The 14973-nt window shown below is 63.7% G+C and carries 15 protein-coding genes; 8 read left to right on the forward strand and 7 right to left on the reverse strand.

Features of this window, described 5'->3' with window-relative positions:
• Nucleotides 1-63 precede the first annotated feature (63 nt).
• Together IVA93_RS22665 and IVA93_RS22670 are read left to right on the forward strand one after the other, a co-directional pair.
• Nucleotides 64-642: a peroxidase-related enzyme gene (locus tag IVA93_RS22665; RefSeq protein WP_026233779.1), complete on the forward strand. Its 579-nt coding sequence runs from the start codon at nt 64-66 to the stop codon at nt 640-642.
• A gap of 198 nt (nt 643-840) precedes the next feature.
• Entirely contained in the window at nt 841-1782 is a 942-nt protein-coding gene (locus tag IVA93_RS22670; RefSeq protein ID WP_247485194.1) for a hypothetical protein, read from the forward strand.
• Nucleotides 1783-1799: 17 nt separating this feature from the next.
• Here the strand turns inward: IVA93_RS22670 and IVA93_RS22675 are convergent, their stop codons facing one another.
• Both IVA93_RS22675 and IVA93_RS22680 read right to left on the reverse strand, forming a co-directional pair.
• Entirely contained in the window at nt 1800-1943 is a 144-nt protein-coding gene (locus tag IVA93_RS22675) for a hypothetical protein (protein ID WP_018459328.1), read from the reverse strand.
• A 150-nt stretch (nt 1944-2093) separates the two neighbouring features.
• The gene (locus IVA93_RS22680) at nt 2094-2717 is read right to left on the reverse strand and encodes a ParB-like protein (protein WP_018459329.1); all 624 of its coding nucleotides are present in this window, start codon (nt 2715-2717) and stop codon (nt 2094-2096) included.
• A gap of 271 nt (nt 2718-2988) precedes the next feature.
• Here IVA93_RS22680 and IVA93_RS22685 point away from each other — a divergent pair, with 271 nt between their 5' ends.
• From IVA93_RS22685 to IVA93_RS22710, 6 genes are all read left to right on the forward strand, one after another.
• Nucleotides 2989-3330, forward strand: a complete 342-nt coding sequence (locus IVA93_RS22685; RefSeq protein ID WP_018459330.1) for a hypothetical protein — start codon at nt 2989-2991, stop codon at nt 3328-3330.
• 249 nt (nt 3331-3579) lie between these two features.
• Nucleotides 3580-3867, forward strand: coding sequence for an acyl carrier protein (locus IVA93_RS22690; protein WP_007592476.1), 288 nt, complete (start codon nt 3580-3582; stop codon nt 3865-3867).
• 10 nt (nt 3868-3877) lie between these two features.
• Nucleotides 3878-4348 (forward strand): 3-hydroxyacyl-ACP dehydratase FabZ family protein, encoded by a 471-nt coding sequence (locus IVA93_RS22695; RefSeq protein WP_085352753.1) that lies wholly within the window; start codon nt 3878-3880, stop codon nt 4346-4348.
• The gene (locus IVA93_RS22700) at nt 4345-5550 is read left to right on the forward strand and encodes a beta-ketoacyl-ACP synthase (protein WP_018459332.1); all 1206 of its coding nucleotides are present in this window, start codon (nt 4345-4347) and stop codon (nt 5548-5550) included. Before IVA93_RS22695 ends, IVA93_RS22700 begins: the two co-directional genes overlap by 4 nt.
• 99 nt (nt 5551-5649) lie before the next feature.
• Complete coding sequence (locus tag IVA93_RS22705) at nt 5650-6927, forward strand: beta-ketoacyl-ACP synthase (RefSeq protein WP_018459333.1); 1278 nt, start codon at nt 5650-5652, stop codon at nt 6925-6927.
• Between the two features lie 8 nt (nt 6928-6935).
• Entirely contained in the window at nt 6936-7868 is a 933-nt protein-coding gene (locus IVA93_RS22710; RefSeq protein WP_018459334.1) for a lipid A biosynthesis lauroyl acyltransferase, read from the forward strand.
• 13 nt (nt 7869-7881) lie between these two features.
• On the opposite strand, the gene IVA93_RS22715 is transcribed toward IVA93_RS22710, so the two are convergent.
• From IVA93_RS22715 to IVA93_RS22735, 5 genes are all read right to left on the reverse strand, one after another.
• Complete coding sequence (locus IVA93_RS22715) at nt 7882-8988, reverse strand: polyamine ABC transporter substrate-binding protein (protein WP_018459335.1); 1107 nt, start codon at nt 8986-8988, stop codon at nt 7882-7884.
• A gap of 4 nt (nt 8989-8992) precedes the next feature.
• Complete coding sequence (locus IVA93_RS22720; protein WP_018459336.1) at nt 8993-10171, reverse strand: aminotransferase; 1179 nt, start codon at nt 10169-10171, stop codon at nt 8993-8995.
• Between the two features lie 8 nt (nt 10172-10179).
• On the reverse strand, nt 10180-10506 hold the full coding sequence (locus tag IVA93_RS22725; protein WP_026233780.1) for a rhodanese-like domain-containing protein: 327 nt from the start codon (nt 10504-10506) through the stop codon (nt 10180-10182).
• 302 nt (nt 10507-10808) lie between these two features.
• Nucleotides 10809-12737 carry a potassium transporter Kup gene (locus tag IVA93_RS22730; protein WP_018459338.1) on the reverse strand — a complete coding sequence of 643 codons (1929 nt, stop codon included), beginning with the start codon at nt 12735-12737 and terminating at the stop codon, nt 10809-10811.
• Between the two features lie 141 nt (nt 12738-12878).
• Nucleotides 12879-14777, reverse strand: coding sequence for a potassium transporter Kup (locus IVA93_RS22735; protein ID WP_018459339.1), 1899 nt, complete (start codon nt 14775-14777; stop codon nt 12879-12881).
• Nucleotides 14778-14973 lie beyond the last annotated feature (196 nt).

The raw sequence follows: 14973 nt of genomic DNA on the forward strand, positions 1-14973 counted from the left end.
GTCACGTTGAGCATGGCACCCGCATCGACTATGGTTGCCGGCCCCAAGCCGGAATCCATGCCCATGACAAAGCCTGTGCAACGCTTCGCCGCTCCCGCCCTCGATGCGCTCCCTGACGACATCCGCACGCGTCTCCTCGCCGTCCAGGAGAAGAGCGGCTTCGTGCCGAACGTGTTCTTGACGCTGGCCTACCGCCCGGACGAGTTCCGCGCCTTCTTCGCCTACCACGACGCACTGATGGAGAAGGACGGCGGCCTCAGCAAAGCCGAACGCGAGATGATCGTGGTCGCGACCTCGGCAGCCAATCAGTGCCAGTATTGCGTGATCGCGCATGGCGCGATCCTGCGTATCCGTGCCAAGAACCCGCTGATCGCCGACCAGATCGCCACGAACTACCGCAAGGCCGACATCACGCCGCGGCAGAAGGCGATGCTCGACTTCGCGATGAAGGTCTCGGCCGATGCGCAGCGGATTTCCGAGGACGATTTCACCGCGCTCGCGCCGCATGGCTTCAGCGACGACGACATCTGGGACATCGCCGCAATCTCCGCCTTCTTCGCACTGTCGAACCGGCTGGCGAATTTCACCGGCATGCGGCCGAACGACGAATTCTATCTGATGGGACGGTTGCCGAAGAAATGACCGACCGCCGCGAGGGCGGAAGGAACGCATCGCCACAATGCAGCGGATGAGTTCCCGCTTGACGGGAACTCTGTGTTTTCGCAATCGCACACGTTTAATTAAGAATCTCACCCTCAACTAGCACAAACGCCTTGGCACAACTTGCGCAGTTTCCGTCCCCGGAGACGCGGATGAGTCGTGCCTGTTGGGGGGCTTCTCATGAACGTGCGGGCATTTGTTATCGCGACCTGTATTGGCACGACATTCTTCGCTGCCGGATACGCATGGAACTATCAGCCGGAGATCATCAACGCGAACGAGATATGGAGCATGTACGAATCGGAGCACGGCAAGGCGCGGGCTGCCGTCTTACGCGTCCTCGTTGCGCCGAATTCAGCTCACTTCAACGGCCTGCGAACGATCGATGCAGACCAGGCAAGATACGTATGCGGCTCCGTAAAAGCGATGGACAAGGAGAGGCAGTATGTCGAGGCCGCGTTCGTTTACACCGTCTCGATCGATTTTGCCCGTATCGACGACGACGGCCGGATGACGTCGCAGCGCTCTGCTTACAAGCCCTGCCCAGGCGCGGCCGACGACAAAATTGCCGACCAGAACACGCTGATATCGCCAGGCGCGCTGTCGATGATCAAGACCATCGAAAAAGTCATCCCCAAGTCGAGCGGCGGAACGATGGAACAACAGCTTGGCCAGCTGGCCGGACAGACAGCGGCGGTGGCGCCAGGTTCGGCGGTCCCGCGGAGATCAGCCGGCTCATCGGGTTCGCCAGCCTCAGCAGGGGCAGGATGGGCGCCAGCAGCACAGCATTCAGGTTCGGGCGTGGAGGCGCGACAAGCAGATGAACTGACGTGGCGTGTCGATCAGCCGCCGGCTGCATGGCCAAGTTTCCCCTCGGACCATCCGCTGGCGAAATCGGCGCAGAAGCGGACGAGCGCCGAGGCCCTGGCTTTCGCAACAGATATCGAGGCTCGCTGGGAGAAGGCCAAATCATCTGGCGTTCCGGCCAAGCGTCCTTCGCCTGAGGAGATCAAGGAAGCATGCCGCGCGCTACTTAGGATTGATCCCGCGGACAAGGATTATCCGCGGGCCTGGGCCGCCTTTGTGCGGTTGCGCAAAATCGATCGCGACGCTGCTGGTTGAACTGGCGTGAACCTGTCCTAGCGCTGCGCCATCAACTCGAGCGCCGGGGCAAAGCCCTCGGAAAAAGTCAACGTCTTGGCATGGTGAACTGCGGCAAACGACGCCGAGATCCCGGCTGAAGCGACCACGAGCAGGGCAACGGCGAAAACCAGACGGCGCATTTCGGCCTCCTGTGTGAGCTCGACAATTCCAACAGATGGCACGGCTTTGTTTCAGCACTGCTTCGCGCGGACGGGAGATGGTTTCACTCAAGAGGCTGTGATCAGATCCGGTTTGCGAAGCCGCATGCCTTGCTGCTGCGAGCGTTGCGCCTAATCATCCTCCGCTGGCCCACACCAGCCGGGCAGATAGATCGCATCCTTGCTCTTGGCTGAGGACATCGCCTTCTCGAGCGCCTTGTCGAAATTGGCATCCACAGTCTTGCGCGACAGCTTTCGACGCAGATAGTCGGCCCACAGGAATTCGGAGAAGGGCGTGGTGTCCTTGGCGAAGCCGCCCATGCGGCGCAGTTCGCCGGCAAGGCTCCGGAAAGGATCGTCCTTGAGGTCGACGACGGATTTGGGCAAATCGCGGAACGGTCGCCGTTCGCCCTTGGCGTCGTAGGGGTAAACCCAGCGCTTGTTGTCCATCACGCCCCAGAACGCTTCGCGCTCAACCATCCTGAGGTCGCCGACAATGGTGACCAGCACCTCCTTGACGCCCTCGTCGTGCAGCGCGCGACCGAGATGATGATGGTCGATCACGTAATAGCGCTCGTCGGGGCCGTGCACGACGGGGATCATATGCTTGCCGAGCAGATCGGCCTGCTTCTTCTTGTCGTGCTCGCGCCAGCGCTTGCGCTTCTCCTTGACCTCACGCATCCCGACCGTCATCTGCGTCGGCCGCAGCGACAGGATCGACACCGGATGCACTCTCGGTTCGCGCGTATTGGTCATGGTCGAAAGGCCCCTAACATGGTTGCAGCTGCGTGGTCAGGTTCCCTGGACTATGTCATGGGCACCGCGCCGGCAAATGCATTCGGCTCGGTGGATATTATTGCATCGCACCCTCTGCAGGCCCGGAACGACCACGGTTCCACGGTCCTTCGTTCGCAGTCCTGCAGGATAGTGCGAACGCGCAATGCACGTGCGCGTTGAGAAAATTGTCTGCAACGCGTTCACTACGTGTGCTATCTAAAAATCGCTGCTTCGGAGTGATCCCTGCACCATGACAACCCAGCGGCCCATAAGCTCGGATGACGAGCACCGGGTGCTCCAGTTCAGGCCGCGCACCTCGCCTTCCCCGACGGCCCACCGCGGCAACGCTAGCGTGCAGCAATTGCGCGTCGCGCCCGAGCGGCTCGACCTGTCGCGCTACGAGGAGCCCCGCACCGAACCGGACGATTTCCGCCATCGCATGCTCGCCAATATCGCGGCGCTGGCCTTCACCATCGCACTGACCGCGATCGGGATCTGGCTCGCGGTGAGCATCGCCGACCTGCGCCGGACCCAGGATTGCGTGCTGATGGGCCGCCGCGACTGCGTCAAGATCACGACGCCGCACATCTAGGCAGGACATCTGGTAAGCAAGACGTCTGGTAGGCCCGCTGGCGCTCCTTCGGCCGAAACGGCTCAGCCGGGGCGTCCCCAGCCCGGTCCCCACACCCGTCCGGCTCCATTGAACTCAGGGCGGCGCTCCGATATACGGGCTTTCGACCCGGCCAGAGGGGGGTTGAGGGCGTCATCGGGGCGCGATGCCCACCCATCGTTCCACTCTGGAAAATCTGACAAACATCTGCAATATATCAAAGGCTTAGTGATGTCCTCCACATTCGATCAGGTCGCTACGATCATCGCTGAAACCTGCGACATCCCGCGCGACACGATCACGCCGGATAGCCATGCCATCGATGACCTCGGCATCGACAGCCTCGATTTCCTGGACATCGCGTTCGCGATCGACAAGCAGTTCGGTATCAAGCTGCCGCTGGAAAAGTGGACTCAGGAGGTTAACGACGGCAAAGCGACCACCGAGCAGTATTTCGTGCTGAAAAACCTGTGCGCCCGCATCGACGAACTGGTTGCGGCCAAGGGCGCGAGCGCCTAAGCGCGCGGTCATGCAACTCGAATACTTCCACATGATAGATCGCGTCGTCGACCTCAACGTCGACGCGAAGACGATTGTTGTCGAGGCTCAGGTCCCGATGGAGAGCACCATCTTCGAAGGGCACTTCCCGGGCTATCCCCTGATGCCCGGCGTGCTCCTGATCGAATCGATGGCGCAGGCCTCGGGCTGGCTTCAGCTTGGCGTGCTCAAATTCGAGCGTATGCCGATCCTGGCTGCCGTCAAGGAGGCCAAGGTCCGCGGCTCGGTCTTCCCCGGCGATCTCATGAGCATCGAGGCGAGCCTGGCCCATCAGGGCTCAGGCTACGCCGTGACCGAAGCCAAGATCAAGGTCGGCGGCAAGCTGCGCGCGAATTCGACGCTGACCTTCACGCAGATTCCCTTTCCCCATGCGGATATGCGCGCCCACATGGACGCGGTCGCCAAACGCGTCGGCTTTCCGCAACAGGCCGTATTGCCATGACCGAGACTGCTTCGAAGCCTGCCCAGACGGAAGTCTGGATCACCGGCATTGGCCTGGCCACCTCGCTCGGCGAGGGCCTGGACGCCAACTGGGCCGCGCTTCAGGAGAAGCGCATCAATGTCGACGAGAAGGGCTTTGCACCCTACATTGTGCACCCCCTGATGCCTGTCACCTTCGACAGCCAGATCCCCAAGAAGGGCGACCAGCGCCAGATGGAAGCCTGGCAGCGCATCGGCACCTATGCGGCCGGGCTTGCGCTCGACTCCGCCGGGATCAAGGGCAACAAGGACATCCTCTCGAAGATCGACATGGTGGTCGCCGCCGGCGGCGGTGAACGCGATCTCAACGTCGACACCGGCGTGCTCACGGCCGAGGCCAAGGGCGCCAACGCGCCCGGCTTCCTCAATGAGCGGCTGATGAGCGATCTCAGGCCGACGCTGTTCCTGGCCCAGCTCTCCAACCTGCTCGCCGGCAACATCGCCATCGTGCACGGCATTGGCGGCACCTCGCGCACCTTCATGGGTGAAGAGGTTGCCGGCGCCGATGCCGCCCGCATTGCATTGTCGCGCATCGCCTCCGGCGAGAGCGACATCGCGCTGATCGGCGGCTCGCACAATGGCGAGCGCAAGGACCTGATGGTCCTCTACGAATTCGGCGACTTCAATCTGAAGGACAAGTTCGCCCCCGTGTGGGCGCGCAAGGACCACGCCGGCTTCGCGCTCGGCTCGGCTGGCGCGTTCCTGGTGCTGGAATCGAAGGCCCATGCGGAAGCGCGCGGCGCAAAACCATTCGCAAAGCTGTCGAGCGTCGTTGCCGACCTTGCCCGTCGTAAGACCCCCGGCGACATGGCCGCGACGCTGGAGAAGCTTTGGGCAAAGTTGCCGAAGCGCGACGGCAAGGGCGCGATCATATCCGGCGCGACCGGCGCGGAGCCTGCGACATCAGAAGAGCGCGCCTTCCTGAAGGGCCACGCCGAGTTCCCGGTGCGCTCGACCGGCACGATGTTCGGCCACACCATGGAGACGCAATTCCCGCTCGGCATCGCGCTCGCCGCGCTGTCGATCTCTCGCGGCGCGCTGTTTCCGCCGAACGATTCCACGGGCACCGAGATTGAAATGCAGGGAGCGCCCACCCAGATTGTGGTGGTGGGGGCCGGACACTGGCGCGGCGAAGGCATGGCGCTGGTCGAGGCAGTAAGCTAAAGCGCGTTACGCTTTGGCAGGTTATTGTTTGGGTATGATCTTCTCGGAAAACCGCGTCACGCTTTTTCGGATCATGCTCCAGCTCAAGCGGGGATCGACATGACTGCACCACGCGACAAACTCGGGCGTCCCGTCGTCGTCGTCACCGGCATGGGCATCATGACCTCGCTCGGCAACGGCAAGACCGACAATTGGGCGAAGCTCGTCGCCGGCGAATCCGGCATCCGCACCATCACGCGCTTTCCGGTCGACGGCCTCAAAACCACGATGGCCGGCACGGTGGATTTCGTCAGCGTCGATCCGTTCTCCTCCACCGGCCTGTCCGAACGGATGGCCGAACTGGTGACGCAGGAAGCGCTGGACCAGGCCGGGATCGGCACCAAGGCGGATTTCCCGGGTCCTCTCTTTCTTGCGGTCGCACCGGTCGAAGTCGAATGGCCGCAGCGCCGCGAACTCGGCCGCGCCGTCGGCAAACCCGACTTCAATTACGACGATCTGCTGCGCATCTCCGGTGGCGGCAAGTACAGCGCCTATCACCACCGCTTCATGTTCGGTTCGGTCGCGGCCTACCTCGCCGAGACCTTCGGCACCAAGGGCTCGCCGATCTCGTTGTCGACGGCCTGCGCTTCGGGCGCGACCTCGATTCAGCTCGGCGTCGAGGCGATCCGCCGCGGCGAGACCGATGCCGCGCTGTGCGTGGCGACCGACGGCACCGTGAATCCGGAGGCGCTGGTGCGCTTCTCGCTGCTCTCGGCGCTTTCGACCCAGAACGACCCGCCGCAGGCGGCCTCCCGTCCCTTCTCCAAGAACCGCGACGGTTTTGTCATGGCCGAAGGCGCCGGTGCGCTGGTGCTCGAAAGCTATGAAGCCGCCACCGCGCGCGGCGCAAAAATACTCGGCGTAATCGCCGGCTGCGGCGAGCTCACCGATTCCTTCCATCGCACCCGCTCCTCGCCCGACGGCAAGCCGATCATCGGCTGCATGAACAAGACGCTGGCCGATGCCGGCATGACGCCGGATCAGATCGACCACATCAACGCGCACGGCACCGCGACGCCCGAGAACGACAAGATGGAGTACAATACGACATCGGCCGTGTTCGGCGAGCTCGTCTCGAAGATTCCGGTCACCTCCAACAAGTCGATGGTCGGCCACACCATCTCGGCCGCGGGCGCGGTCGAGGCGATCTTCTCGCTGCTGACGCTGGAGCATCAGCGTATCCCGCCGACGATCAACTACGACAATCCGGATCCCACGATCCTGTTCGACGTCGTCGGCAACAAGGCACGCGATGCCCGCGTCACCGCGGTGATGTCGAACTCGTTCGGCTTCGGCGGCCAGAACGCCTCGCTGATCCTGACCCGCGAACCGGCCTGACCGGACGCATGGCGCTGCTTCCGGCGAGGACGAAGGCCCGCGCGCGGCAGACGGCAAAGTCGATCGGTGGAGGGCTGATCGGCGCTGCCACCGTCGGCATGTTGCGCACCACGCGTTATTTCGATCCAGCCAAGACCTCGGACTTTTTCGCACGCGTCACCAAACTGATCGGCCCGCGCCTGCGCGAGCACCGCATCGGCCGCGCCAATCTCACCGCGGCGTTTCCGGACAAGTCGCCCGAGGAAATCGAAGCCATCCTGATGGGCGTCTGGGACAATCTCGGTCGCGTCGGCGCCGAATTCGCCCATATGGACCAGGTCTGGGATTACGACCGCGATCATCCAGAAAACAGTCGGATCGAACTGCCCAGCCGCAGCATCGAGCTGTTCGATCAAATCCGCGACGACGGCAAGCCGGCGTTGATCTTCGCCGCGCATTTGGCCAATTGGGAATTACCGGCGCTCGCCGCGGTCGCACACGGGCTCGATGCAGCAATCCTCTACCGCCGCCCGAATATCGCCTCCGCCGACCGCATCATCCAGGAGATGCGACAGGTCAACATGGGCACGCTGATCCCGGCGGGGCGCGACGCGCCGCTGCGGCTTGCCCAGGCGCTCAAGGACGGCAAGCACGTCGCGATGCTGATCGACCAGTATCTGACCGGCGGAGTCGAGGTCACCTTCTTCGGCCGCAAGACCCGCGCCAATCCGATGCTGGCGCGCCTGTTACGACAGGTCGAATGCCCGATCCACGGCGTCCGCGTCATCCGCCTGCCCGGCGGCCGCTTCACCGCCGAGATCACCGAAGAGGTCCACCCGGTGCGCGACGCCGACGGCAAGATCGACATCCAGGGCACCACGCAGGCGATCACGAGCGTGGTGGAAGGCTGGGTCCGCGAGCATCCGGAGCAGTGGCTGTGGCTGCACCGAAGGTGGCGGTAGCGGACAGTAGTGCTTACCGCCCCGTCTTCACCCTGGTCCAAAGCCTATTGATGACCCGCTGGGTCGCGGGCTCACGCGCCGTGATGACGAACAGCTTTGCGAGCGTCGCCTCGTCCGGATAGATGTTCTTGTCGTTCAATATTTTCGGATCGACCAGTTTCTGGCTGGCGAGGTTGCCATTGGCGTAGGACAGGAAGTCCGTATTCCTGGCGGCCACGTCCGGACGGTAGAGATAGTTGATCAGCTCGTAGGCTTCGCTGACGTTCCTGGCATCCGCGGGGATCGCGAGATTGTCGAAGAACATCTGCGCGCCCTCCTTCGGGATGGCGTAGCCGATCTCGATGCCGCTTTTGGCTTCGGCAGCGCGGGCGCGGGCCTGCATGATGTCGCCGGACCAGCCGACCACGAAGCAGATCTCGCCGGTGGCGAGCGCGCTCAGATATTCGGACGAATGAAACTTGCGCACGGAGGGCCGCACCTTGGTGACGACATCGGCGGCCTTTTCGAGGTCGGCCTGCTTGGTCGAGATCGGATCGAGCCCGAGATAGTTCATCGCCGCCGGAAAGATGTCGTCGGCGGAATCCAGCATGTGGACGCCGCAGTCTTTGAATTTCGCGAGGTTCTCCGGCTTGAACACGATGTCCCAGCTGTCAATCTTGGCATCCGCTCCGAGAATCTGCTTCAGCTTGGCGACATTGTAGCCGATGCCGGTCGTGCCCCACATGTAATTGGCGGCGTAGACGTTGCCGGGGTCGTAGATCGCGAGACGTTCGGTCACCACCGGCCAGGCATTGGCCAGGTTCGGCAGCTTCGACTTGTCGAGCTTCTGGAAGATGTTGGCCTTGATCTGGCGCTGGAGGAAATAGGCGGTGGGCACCACGACGTCATAGCCGGATTTGCCGGCCATCAGGCGCGTCTCCAGCGTCTCGTTGGCGTCAAACGTGTCGTAGACCACCCTGATGCCCGTCTCCCTGGTGAAGGCCTCGAGGACGTCGGGCGCCACGTAGTTCGACCAATTGTAGAAGTTGACGACCCGCTCCTCGGCCCCGGCAGGAGCGGAGAGCAACGTCAGCGCGGCGGCGATCGCAAGGCCAAAACCACAGCGGCTGACGTTGGTCATCTCCCTACCTCTTGCGCCCGCGCACCGCGTCCGACAGTCGCTCCAGTGCGGTGTCGAGCGTCTCGTCCTTCTTGGCAAAGCAGAAGCGCACCACCGAGGTCACAGGGTCCTGCTCGTAGAAGGCCGAGACCGGGATAGCCGCGACCTTGTAGTCCTTCACGATCCGCCAGCAGAACTCGGTGTCGCTCTCGTTCAGCCCGAGCGGGGACAGGTCGACGGTGAGGAAGTAGGTGCCCTGCGACTTCAGCACGGGGAAGCCGAGGCTCTCCAGTCCCTTGGCGAGGCGGTCCCTGCTCCGCGCCAGGTCCTTGCGCATCGACAGGAAGTACTCGTCGGGCTTGCCGAGCCCGTAGGCGACGGCGGCCTGGAGGTTCGGCGCGGTGGTGAAGGTCAGGAATTGGTGCGCCTTGGCGGCAACGCGCAGCAGCGGCGGCGCGGCGCAGACGAAGCCGATCTTCCAGCCCGTCAACGAGAAGATCTTGCCGGCCGAGCCGACCTTGATGGTGCGATCCCGCATGCCGGGGATGGTGATCAGCGGAATGTGCTTGTGCTCGTCGAAGGTGACGTGCTCCCAGACCTCGTCGCAGATCGCGATGACGTCGAACTCCTGGCAGTAGCGCGCCAAAAGCTCGAGATCCTCGCGCGGAAACACCACCGCGGACGGATTCAGGGGATTGTTGAAGAGCACCGCCTTGGTCTTTGAATTGAAGACGCTTTTCAGCATGTCCTCATTCAGCCGCCAATGCGGCGGCTCGAGCCGGACCAGGCGCGGAATGCCACCGGCCTGGCGGATGATCGGCAGATAGGAATCGTACACTGGCTGGAAGCACACCACCTCGTCACCGGGCTGGACGACGGCGAGGATGGCCGAGGTCAGGGCCTCGGTGCCGCCGGAGGTCACCATCACCTCGCTCATCGGATCGAGCTCGAGCCCGTGCCAGTGGCCGTAATGGGTCGCGATCGCCTGGCGCAGCTCCGGCAGGCCCATCATCGACGGGTACTGGTTGTAGCCGTTCAGCGAGGCCTCGGCCGCGGCGCGGCGGATGTCTTCGGGGCCCGGGTCGTCGGGAAAGCCCTGGCCGAGATTGATGGCGGCATTGTCGCGCGCGGCCTGCGACATCGCCTCGAAGATGGTGACGGGAAGGTCCGCGAAGACCTTGTTGAGGGACGAGCTCTTGGACATCGGCGGGGTCAGCCGCCGATCTTGCTGGGAAGACCCGCCGCCTTCCAGCCCAGCATGCCGCCGGCCAGATGCTTGTCGTAGGGCAGGCCCGCGGCCTGCGCCGCCAGCGAGGCCGTCACCGAACGCTTGCCCGAGCGGCAGGCGAACACGACCTCCTTGCCGGCGGGATCGGGGATCGCCTTGGGATCGAAGGTCGAGAGCGGCACGACCACGCCGTAGGGATAAGCCTCGGCCTCGACCTCGTTCGGCTCGCGCACGTCGACGAGGAGATAGCGCCCTTCCGCGACACCCTTGGAGACCTCGTCCGGGGTCAGATCCTGTACTTGATTTGCCACATCATCCTCCAACGTCGCGGGCCGCTGCCGGGGCGATCCCGGCGGCCGGCAACCTCGCCTCTCGGCCCGCGAAAATCAAGCGCTACAAAGGCTTGAGCTGCCTTGCGCAAGTTAAAGCTAAATCGCAGCGACTTGAAGCGCGACCTTCACGATGCCTGAAGCTCCTGCTTCACACCTCACCGCTAGCTCAGTGTCATTCCCCGCGAAAGCGGGGAATCCGGTACGCCGCGGCCTGCCCGTATCCACGCACTGTTTCTGGGTACTGGATCGCCCGGTCCAGCCGGGCGATGACAACTGCGGAGCTAGATCGTCACCTGGGTGCCGACCTCGACGACGCGGCCGGAGGGGATCTGGAAATAATCGGTGGCGTCGTTGGCGGAACGGCTGAGCGAGATGAACAGCCGGTCCTGCCAGCGCGGCATGCCGGAATGGGCGGCCGGCTTGAGCGCCCTCCGCGACAGGAAGAACGAGGTCGACATGATGTCGAACTGCCAGCCGAGCTTGCGGGCGATCGCCAGCGCCTTCGGCACGTTGGGCGATTCCATGAAGCCGAACTTCAGCGTCACCTTGGAGAAGGTCGGCGAGATCTGTTCCAGCTTCACCCGCTCGGCCGGATCGATGCGCGGGGTCTGCGCGGTCTCGATGGTGAGAATGACGTTCTTCTCGTGCAGCACCTTGTAGTGCTTCAGACTATGCATCAGCGCGGTCGGCGCGCTCAGGGGGTCGCTGGTCAGGAACACGGCGGTGCCGGGCACGCGCTGCGGCGGCCGCTTCTCCAGCATGGCCACCAGGTCGGCGAGCGGGAATTCGAGCTTGCGCGACTTCTCGAACAGCAGCCGGCTGCCGCGCCGCCACGTGTACATCAGGATGATCATGAGCGCGCCGAGCGCCAGCGGCACCCAGCCGCCCTCGAACACCTTGAGCAGATTGGCGGCCAGGAAGGTGAGGTCGAGAAACAGGAACGGCGCGATCAGGGCGGCAGCCGTGAACGGCGACCACCGCCATACCTTCCAGATCACCACGAAGCCCATCATCGCCGTAACCACCATGGTCCCGGTGACGGAGATGCCGTAGGCCGAGGCCAGCGCGCTGGAGGAGCGGAATAAGAGCACCAGCAGGACCACTGCGACGAGCAGGAGCTGGTTGATGCGCGGGATGAAGATCTGGCCGGAATGGGCTTCGGACGTATGGCGAATTTCAAACCGCGGCAACAGACCGAGCTGGATCGCCTGACGCGTCAGCGAATAGGCACCGGTGATGACCGCCTGGCTCGCGATAACCGTTGCGGCGGTGGCCAGCACCACCATGCAGCCGCGGAAAAAACCTTGCGGAAAGAGCTGGAAGAACGGGCTCACGATCGCGCCGGGGTCGCCGAGCACGAGGGCGCCCTGCCCCAGATAGTTCAATGCTAGCGACGGCACCACGATGAACAGCCAGGCGGTCTGGATCGGCCGCTTGCCGAAATGGCCGAGGTCGGCATAGAGCGCCTCGGCACCGGTGACCGCCAGGAACACCGCGCCGAGCGTCACGAAGCCGATGATGCCGTGGTGGATCATGAAGGACACGGCGTAGAGCGGGTTCAGCGCGAACAGCACCTGCGGCTGCTGGATGATCGGGTGGATCGCCGCGATCGCGATCACCGCGAACCAGACGCACATAATCGGGCCGAAGAAGGCGGCGACGCGAGCGGTGCCACGGGACTGCACGGCAAACAGACCGACCAGGATGATCACGGTCAGCGGCACGATGTAGGACTCGAAGTGCAGGGTGACGTCCTTCATGCCTTCGAGCGCCGACAGCACCGAGAGCGCCGGCGTGATCACGGCGTCGCCGTAGAACAGGGCTCCGGAAATGATGCCGAGCAGGACGATGGTTGTTCCGCGGGTGCCGACTGCGCGCTGGGCCAGCGCCATCAGCGCCAACGTGCCGCCCTCGCCGTTGTTGTCGGCACGGAGCAGGATCACGACGTATTTGAGCGTCACAACGACGATGAGCGCCCACAGGATCAGGGAGAGCACGCCGAGCACGGCCGCCGGCGTCGGCACCCCCTCCGCGCCGGAAGCCGCCATGACCGCCTCGCGGAACGCGTAGAGCGGGCTGGTGCCGATGTCACCGTAGACGACGCCGATGCTGCCGAGTGTCAGCGCACCGAAGCCGGCAGTGGTGTGGGCATCGCCATGCCCATTGGCCGCCGCCGTTTCCGGGGCGGAAATCGCGATATCACTTGTCATGGGAGAGCCTGGTGGCCTCTAAAAATGCTTCACTGCACAACGGCAGAAGGGCGCGGGGCTTATAGGCCTGCGCTGCCGGCATAGCCTAGCCAGATTTCGGGCCTTGGCCATGCACATTTGCATGGCTTCGCCGGCCGCCATTTAGATGGTGACCTGGGTTCCGACTTCAACCACGCGTCCGGTGGGAATCTGGAAATAGTCGGTGGCGTCGTTGGCGGACCGGCTCAGCGCGATGAACAAATGGTCCTGCCAAAGCGGCATGCCGGACTGCGCCGACGCCTTCAGCGAGCGCCGCGACACGAAGAATGAGGTCGACATGATGTCGAATTGCCAGCCCTGCTTGCGCGCGATCGCGAGCGCCTTGGGCACGTTCGGCTGCTCCATGTAACCGAAGCGCAGGCGGACCTTGAAGAACTTGTCGCTGATCTTCTCCATCCGGAAACGCTCCGACAGATCGACCCGCGGCGTGTGCGCGGTCTCGATGGTCAGGACCACGTTGTGCTCGTGCAGCACCTTGTTGTGCTTGAGATTGTGCAGCAGCGCGGTCGGCACGAAGGAGGGATCGCTGGTCAGGAACACCGCGGTGCCCTTGACGATGTGCGGCGGCCGCTTCTCCAAGCTCCGGATCAGATCGTCCAGCGGCACCTCGATGCGGCGCGTTTTCTGGATCAGGATCCCGGACCCTCGCCGCCAGGTCCAGATTGTCCCTGCCATGATCACGCCGAACAGCAGCGGCACCCAGGCGCCTTCGAGCAGCTTCAGAAGATTCGCGCTGAAGAAGCTGATGTCGACCACGACGAAGGGCAGGATCACCGCTGCGGCCGTCGCCGCGCGCCAGTTCCACAATTTCCAGATCACGATGAAGCCCATGATGCCGTCAGCAACCATGGTGGTGGAGACCGCAATACCGTAGGCCGAAGCCAGATTGCTGGGGGTGTGGAACAACAGCACCAGCAGCATCACACCGATCAGCAGCAGCCGGTTTACACGCGGCAGATAGATCTGGCCGGCATGAGTTTCCGAGGTGAAGCGCACCTCGAAGCGCGGCAGGAGGCCGAGCTGCACTGCCTGATAGACCAGGGAATAGGCCCCCGTGATTACCGCCTGGCTCGCGATCACGGTCGCCGCGGTCGCAAGTCCGACCAGCGGCAGCACGAAATGCTCGGGCACCATGCGATAGAAGGAGTGTTCGATCGCGCTGGGATCCGACAGCACCAGTGCGCCCTGCCCGAAATAGTTGATCAGGAGCGCAGGCAGCACGAAGAACATCCAGGCCGACTGGATCGGCTTGCGGCCGAAATGGCCGAGGTCTGCGTAGAGCGCCTCGCCGCCGGTCACCGCGAGGAACACCGCGCCCAGTGTCACCAGGCCGATCGTGCCGTGCGACAGCAGGAATTGCAGGGCGTAATAGGGATTGATCGCTGCCAGCACCGACGGATCGTCGGCGATGTGAACGGCACCCAGCACGGCAAGAACGGTGAACCAGACGACCATCACCGGCCCGAAGGCTGAGGCGACCAGTGCCGTCCCCTTGCTCTGGACCGCGAACAGCAGCGTCAGGATGAGAACGGTCAGGGGAACGACATAGTGCTCGAAGGCGGGCGTTGCGAGCTTCAGACCCTCGACCGCCGACAACACCGAGATCGCCGGCGTGATCATGGAATCGCCGATGAACATGGAGGCGCCGACGACGCCGAGCGCCATCAGGAACCAGCTCCGCCGCCCGAGCGCGCGCTGGCCGAGCGCCATGAGGGAAAGCGTGCCGCCCTCCCCGTTGTTGTCGGCGCGCAGCAGCAGCAGCACGTATTTGGCGGTGACGACGATCAGCAGCGCCCAAAGGATCAGCGAGAGCACGCCGAGCACCATGACCCGCGAGACCGGCTGGCCATGGGCCGCGCCCCTGACGGCCTCGTGGAATGCGTAGAGCGGCGACGTGCCGATGTCGCCGAAGACGACGCCGATGCTCCCGAGCGTCAGGCCCCAGAAACCCGAGGTGACCGGCCCGTCCGGAGCTTCGGTCGATGTGATGCTCGCCGTCATATGAAACTGGAACGCTTCTGCCCGAGAATTGATCCGGCGCCTTTTGACGGTTCCGGTGCCCCTGTCAATCGGCACATCACCATAGCAGGCACCGGGCCAGATGCTGTGACGGCGCAGCAACGGTCGTTGCCCACGCGACGACATGCCTCAGGTAAGATGGTGGCACAAGAGCCCTGAGCCTTTCAGTCCCCGATTG

It is taken from the genome of Bradyrhizobium sp. 155, assembly GCF_023101105.1.
In the GTDB taxonomy this organism is placed as follows: domain Bacteria; phylum Pseudomonadota; class Alphaproteobacteria; order Rhizobiales; family Xanthobacteraceae; genus Bradyrhizobium; species Bradyrhizobium canariense_D.

What these genes read in the sequence shown, in the direction of transcription:
- IVA93_RS22700 (WP_018459332.1), top strand. Translation starts at nt 4,345, where the DNA reads ATGACCGAGACTGCTTCGAAGCCTGCCCAGACGGAAGTCTGGATCACC.
- IVA93_RS22730 (WP_018459338.1), bottom strand. Translation starts at nt 12,737, where the DNA reads ATGACAAGTGATATCGCGATTTCCGCCCCGGAAACGGCGGCGGCCAAT.
- IVA93_RS22715 (WP_018459335.1), bottom strand. Translation starts at nt 8,988, where the DNA reads ATGACCAACGTCAGCCGCTGTGGTTTTGGCCTTGCGATCGCCGCCGCG.
- IVA93_RS22675 (WP_018459328.1), bottom strand. Translation starts at nt 1,943, where the DNA reads ATGCGCCGTCTGGTTTTCGCCGTTGCCCTGCTCGTGGTCGCTTCAGCC.
- IVA93_RS22665 (WP_026233779.1), top strand. Translation starts at nt 64, where the DNA reads ATGACAAAGCCTGTGCAACGCTTCGCCGCTCCCGCCCTCGATGCGCTC.
- IVA93_RS22690 (WP_007592476.1), top strand. Translation starts at nt 3,580, where the DNA reads ATGTCCTCCACATTCGATCAGGTCGCTACGATCATCGCTGAAACCTGC.
- IVA93_RS22670 (WP_247485194.1), top strand. Translation starts at nt 841, where the DNA reads ATGAACGTGCGGGCATTTGTTATCGCGACCTGTATTGGCACGACATTC.
- IVA93_RS22685 (WP_018459330.1), top strand. Translation starts at nt 2,989, where the DNA reads ATGACAACCCAGCGGCCCATAAGCTCGGATGACGAGCACCGGGTGCTC.
- IVA93_RS22735 (WP_018459339.1), bottom strand. Translation starts at nt 14,777, where the DNA reads ATGACGGCGAGCATCACATCGACCGAAGCTCCGGACGGGCCGGTCACC.
- IVA93_RS22695 (WP_085352753.1), top strand. Translation starts at nt 3,878, where the DNA reads ATGCAACTCGAATACTTCCACATGATAGATCGCGTCGTCGACCTCAAC.
- IVA93_RS22710 (WP_018459334.1), top strand. Translation starts at nt 6,936, where the DNA reads ATGGCGCTGCTTCCGGCGAGGACGAAGGCCCGCGCGCGGCAGACGGCA.
- IVA93_RS22680 (WP_018459329.1), bottom strand. Translation starts at nt 2,717, where the DNA reads ATGACCAATACGCGCGAACCGAGAGTGCATCCGGTGTCGATCCTGTCG.
- IVA93_RS22720 (WP_018459336.1), bottom strand. Translation starts at nt 10,171, where the DNA reads ATGTCCAAGAGCTCGTCCCTCAACAAGGTCTTCGCGGACCTTCCCGTC.
- IVA93_RS22705 (WP_018459333.1), top strand. Translation starts at nt 5,650, where the DNA reads ATGACTGCACCACGCGACAAACTCGGGCGTCCCGTCGTCGTCGTCACC.